At 64.2% G+C, this 232-nt stretch carries 1 protein-coding gene; it reads right to left on the reverse strand.

The window, feature by feature from the left end:
* Positions 1–229 (reverse strand): PP2C family protein-serine/threonine phosphatase (locus SB772_RS45930; RefSeq protein WP_410839264.1); only part of this gene is annotated, 229 nt, incomplete at its 3' end.
* Between the last annotated feature and the right edge of the window lie 3 nt (positions 230–232).

Below are 232 nucleotides of genomic sequence, written 5' to 3' on the forward strand. Positions count from 1 at the left end.
GGGAGTTATGGGCATCCAGGACACCGTCACTGACGATCACCAAGGAGTCGCCGGGCCCGAGCTCGAGTTCGGCCGCCGGCCAGTGCTGGTCTTCGAGTATCCCCACGGGTGGGCCTGCTGAAACGAGTCGTTGCGCGGCGCCGTCGGCAGGAACATACAGCCCCAGTCCATGACCGGCGTCGATGTAACTGAGTGTGCCCGATGCGCTCTCCAGCCTCCCATGGAACATGGT

The organism is Paraburkholderia sp. SIMBA_030, assembly GCF_046535245.1.
Lineage (GTDB): Bacteria > Pseudomonadota > Gammaproteobacteria > Burkholderiales > Burkholderiaceae > Paraburkholderia.